3 protein-coding genes are annotated in these 5,362 nt (G+C 28.6%); all 3 read left to right on the top strand.

From position 1 onward, the window contains the following. The first annotated feature begins 54 nt into the window (after positions 1-54). The 3 genes from AB2369_RS11000 (at position 55) to htpG (ending at position 5,033) form a co-directional block, all read left to right on the top strand. Positions 55-1,476 carry an MBOAT family protein gene (locus tag AB2369_RS11000; RefSeq protein ID WP_367666528.1) on the top strand — a complete coding sequence of 474 codons (1,422 nt, stop codon included), beginning with the start codon at positions 55-57 and terminating at the stop codon, positions 1,474-1,476. A gap of 17 nt (positions 1,477-1,493) precedes the next feature. After that, entirely contained in the window at positions 1,494-2,699 is a 1,206-nt protein-coding gene (locus AB2369_RS11005) for a DHHW family protein (protein WP_367666529.1), read from the top strand. 453 nt (positions 2,700-3,152) lie between these two features. After that, positions 3,153-5,033, top strand: coding sequence for a molecular chaperone HtpG (gene htpG / locus AB2369_RS11010; RefSeq protein ID WP_367666530.1), 1,881 nt, complete (start codon positions 3,153-3,155; stop codon positions 5,031-5,033). The last annotated feature ends 329 nt before the right edge of the window (positions 5,034-5,362 follow it).

The following is a 5,362-nucleotide window of genomic DNA, read 5'->3' on the forward strand; positions in this document are numbered from 1 at the left end:
CTCATAGAATTACTAGCTCTTTAGAAATTATACAAGCTATAAAGGGGGAATTTCATGCTTTTTTCAAGTATAGTTTTTTTATTTTACTTTCTGCCCGTAGTGCTAATTTTATATTATATACTAAAAGGTTCAAAGCCACTTAAAAACATTCTTTTATTAGTTGCAAGCTTATTTTTTTATGCCTGGGGTGAACCATGGTTTGTTTTAATTATGATAGCATCTATTATGTTAAATTATATATTTGCACTTATGGTTAATAAGTATAGAGAAAGAAGGTTGGCATCACGATTCATACTTATTTTAACCTGTGCTATTAATTTAGGAATTCTTTTTATTTTTAAGTATCTTGGATTTACTATTAGAACAATTAATGAAATGACAAGTCTTAATTTTTATATTCCTAATATAGTATTACCTATAGGAATTTCATTTTTTACATTTCAAGCCATGTCTTATGTAATAGATGTTTATAGAGAGGATGGAAAAGTACAAAGGAACCCCCTTTATGTTGCATTATATATTTCATTCTTTCCCCAGCTAATTGCAGGACCAATAGTGAGATATAATACCATAGCAGAACAAATGGACAACAGAAAAGAAACTTGGCAAAAGCTATCTATAGGTACCTGTAGATTCATTACAGGACTTTCAAAAAAGGTTTTAATTGCTAACAACATGGCAATAGTTGCAGATAGGATTTTTCAAATGAATGGAGATGGTGGCATAGCAACTAGTCTTGCATGGATTGGATCTATTGCATATACTCTTCAAATATTCTTTGACTTCTCAGGATATTCTGATATGGCTATAGGTCTTGGACTAATGTTTGGATTTAAATTCGAGGAGAACTTTAACTATCCCTATATATCAAAATCCGTTACAGAGTTTTGGAGGAGATGGCATATATCCCTTGGAACATGGTTTAAAGACTATGTTTACTTTCCATTAGGAGGATCTAGGGTAAAGAACAAGGATAAAATTATACGTAATTTATTTGTGGTTTGGCTTCTTACAGGGATATGGCATGGAGCTGAATGGACATTTGTATTATGGGGACTTTCTAATTTTATCTTTATTTCCATGGAAAAGTTCTTTGGTATTGATAGGATGATAGATTATAAGATTCTTCGTAATATATATACCTTATTTATTGTTAATTTGAATTGGGTTTTATTTAGATCTAAAGATCTTATTGAGGCTAGAGAGTTCATCTCAAGTATGTTTGGATTTTTAGGAAAAGGTTTTTGGAGTGATTATACATTTATGTTTTTAAAGGAATATGGGGTGTTTTTTATAGCAGGAATTGTATTTTCAATTCCCATAGCAAAGAGGATGAACAAATTTATTGTAGAGAGACAGCCAGGAAGTATACTTTTTGAAGTTGGATATCCCTTTGTAATTATGGCATTGTTTATAATATGTGTATCCTATTTGACAAAGGGTACTTATAATCCATTTATATATTTTAATTTTTAAGGAGGCAAGATTGAAATATGAAGAGGCAATTCATTAAAAAATTTATAACAACAATACTTTTTATCATATTTTTATTTACATTTTCCTTCTTAAACCTATATAAAAGTTATACCCCTCTTAAAGAAGCAGTTAAAAAAACACAAGTTTCTTCTTTAAAGGAGTATATTTCAAGTATAGAGAACACAATTAATGAAAATATATATGGAAAATATAAGTTTATTGAGGGCTATGGATATATGCAAAAGCTCATGGGGAAAAATGAAATATCTAATTTTGAAGTGGTGAAGGATACAGAGGGAAAATTACATTTCACCTATTTTACAGATAAAAGGAATCCAACAGAAGATATCACAAGAAAGTTAAAGGATCTTAAAGATGGGATAAAAGATTCAGAGAAAGAACTTATATACCTTATGACACCTGATAAATATATAGAAGGGCATACAGAATTTCCTAAAGGTATACCTTATCATCATAATAATGAAACTACTGATAGTTTTTTAAGAGAATTAAGTAGCTATGGCATTGATTCTATAGATTTAAGAGAGGGGATTCTAGAAAGTGGAATAAAAGGAGAGGACTTATTTTTTAATACAGACCATCATTGGAAGATTGAAACCTCCTTCTGGGGGTTTGGACAGGTAGTTAAAAATTTAAATGAAAAATATGGTTTGAACCTTGATGAAAATAACTTTTATAGAGATATTAATAACTATAATATAATTAAGTATGATAATTCTTTTATTGGGTCCATGGGACGAAAAACAGGAAAGTACTATACGGAGGGAGATGACTTTTCCTTAATATATCCTAAGTTTAAGACTGATTATGATTTTTATTTTGAAAATAGCTTTACCAAGGGAACTCTTACTGGAAGGTTTGAAGAGGCGCTGATTGCAATGAATCCCATTAGAAAATATGATGTATATGGCATAGTAGCAGATAAATATTTTTCATATCTTTATGGGAATCAGCCCTTTGCTCATATTAAAAATAAGGAGAATAAGGATGGATTAAAGGTATTATTCATAAAGGATTCTTTAGCAGTTCCATTAATATCATTCTTTTCATCAGTATGCTCTGATGTATATTTAATAGATCCAAGATATTATAAAGAGGATATTTTAAAGTTTATAAATGATACAGAACTAGATTTTGTTTTTGTTTCTTACTCTCCTCAGAATCTTGTTGAAGAGTTCTTTGAATTTAGAAAGAAGAATTAAATTTAAGATACTAATTTAATTAGCACAGAGAGTTAAATTAACAATTTTTATTTTAAAAATCTAAGTATAGGTTTTTAGCTTGAATCTTAACTTATACATGTACTTAAATCCTTTAAAGTCTTAGATTTTAATCAGTGCATAAGATAAGTTTTGAATCAAAAACCCTATAGAATAAAAGATTAATTTATATAATTAAATTAAAGCAATAGTTGAAAATATATTAAAGTTCAAAGATAAGAATATTATAATTTACAAAAAAGAAAGTCAATAGACATTATTCTTTGTAATATTTAAAAGATATAAGTAAAAGTTATAATATGTAATGAGTATAGAGGATATTGACATAATATTTTAAATATGTTATATAAAAAATAGGAGTTAGCACTCGAATGATGAGAGTGCTAACATATAAAATTTTTCCATGGTTGTTGATTTTGAAAGGGGAGATTTACTTTGGAAACAAAACAGTTTAAAGCAGAGTCTAAAAGACTTTTAGATCTTATGATTAACTCAATTTACACTCATAGGGAGATTTTCTTAAGAGAGCTTATATCTAATGCAAGTGATGCAATTGATAAAATTTATTATAAAGCATTAACTGATGATTCTATTACTTTTGAAAAGGAAAACTACTATATTAAAATTACTCCGGATAAAGAGAATAGAACAATAAGAATTTTAGATACTGGTATTGGAATGACAAAGGAAGAGCTTGATGATAACCTTGGGGTTATAGCAAAGAGTGGATCTTTAAACTTTAAAAAGGAAAATGAACTAAAAGAAGGCTATGATATAATCGGTCAATTTGGAGTAGGTTTCTATTCTGCATTTTTAGTGGCTGATAAGGTTACAGTTATAAGTAAGGCTTTTGGAAGCAATGAAGCTTATAAGTGGGAATCTAAAGGGGTAGAAGGTTATACCATTGAACCATGTGAGAAAGATTCCGTTGGTACAGAAATTATACTTAAGATAAAAGAAAATACAGAGGATGAAAACTTTGATGAATATATAGATGAATATAAATTAAAATCCATAATTAAAAAATACTCTGATTTTATCAGATATCCTATAAAAATGGATATAACTGAAAATAGACTTAAAGAAGGCACTGAAGGTGAGTTTGAGGAGTATATAGAGGAGCAGGTTATAAATAGCATGGTTCCTTTATGGAGAAAGAATAAAAATGAACTTAAGCAGGAAGACTATGAGAACTTTTACTCTGAAAAGCACTACGGATTTGATAAACCAGTAAAGCATATCCACATTAGTGTTGATGGGGCAGTAAGCTATAATGCAATTTTATTTATTCCAGAAAAAACTCCATATGACTTCTATACTAAGGAATATGAAAAGGGACTAGAGCTTTATTCAAGTGGAGTTTTAATTATGAATAAATGCGGAGACCTATTACCTGACTATTTTGGATTTGTTAAAGGTATAGTGGATTCTGAGGATTTATCTCTTAATATATCTAGAGAGATTCTTCAACATGATAGACAATTAAAGTTAATTGCTAAGAACATAAAAACTAAAATAAAAAATGAGCTTGAGAACATATTAAAAAATAATAGAGAAGGATATGAGAAATTCTATGAGTCCTTTGGAAGACAGTTAAAGTATGGAGTTTATAGCGAATTTGGAGCTAATAAAGATTTACTTCAAGACTTATTAATGTTCTACTCATCAAAAGAAAAGAAGATGGTAACTTTAGCAGAGTATGTTTCTAGAATGGCTGAAGATCAAAAATATATTTACTATGCTTCTGGTGAATCTAATGAAAGAATTGAAAAGATGCCACAAACAGAGCTTTTATTAGATAAAGGATATGAAATACTATACTTTACAGATGATGTAGATGAATTTGCTATAAGAATGTTAATGGCTTATAAAGAAAAAGAATTTAAATCTGTATCAAGTGGTGATTTAGGTATAGAAAATGATGAGAAGGACAATTCTTCTGAATCTGAGGACAAAGATAATAAAGAACTATTTGAATATATGAAAGATATCTTAAAAGATAAAGTGAAGGATGTTAGAGCATCAAAAAGACTGAAAAACCATGCAGTATGTTTATCAAATGACGGAGAACTTTCAATTGAGATGGAGAAAATCCTAAGTGCCATGCCTAATAATGAAAGTATAAAAGCAGATAAGATTTTAGAAATAAACATAAACCACCAGATATTTAATTCATTAAAAGAGGCTTATGAGAAAGATAAGGATAAGTTAAATCTATATACAGATTTATTATATAATCAAGCATTACTTATAGAAGGGTTATCAATAAATGATCCAGTAGAGTTTGCAAATAATATCTGCAGAATAATGCTATAAAGGTTTTATAAGGTTACTTTTTAGTTTATCTATATAGTAAAAGCATAAAATCATAAAAGTATTGAATGAGTTAGAATAACTTTTCATATTAGAGTGAATTAATTCATGTAAACAAAGTAATTTTATGTTATCTTGTTTTTCGTAAATATATTTTTATAGTAATAAAGACTGCTACAAATAATTCTGAAATTATTTGTAGCAGTCTTTTTATTATGAATTAATATAAGGAATCTTCCTTCAGATGGTGTTTTTTTTCATCATCTGAAGGTTAGAGGAGTTAATCTAGGGGCGTAGTAACTGTTATCCCCCACCTTTTAAGAGGAAGGGGG

The organism is Clostridium sp., assembly GCF_040797585.1.
Classification (GTDB): Bacteria; Bacillota; Clostridia; order Clostridiales; family Clostridiaceae; genus Clostridium_Z.

Bases quoted from the DNA above. Each gene is read 5' to 3' on its own strand.
- AB2369_RS11000 (WP_367666528.1), top strand. From the start codon at position 55: ATGCTTTTTTCAAGTATAGTTTTTTTATTTTACTTTCTGCCCGTAGTG.
- AB2369_RS11005 (WP_367666529.1), top strand. From the start codon at position 1,494: ATGAAGAGGCAATTCATTAAAAAATTTATAACAACAATACTTTTTATC.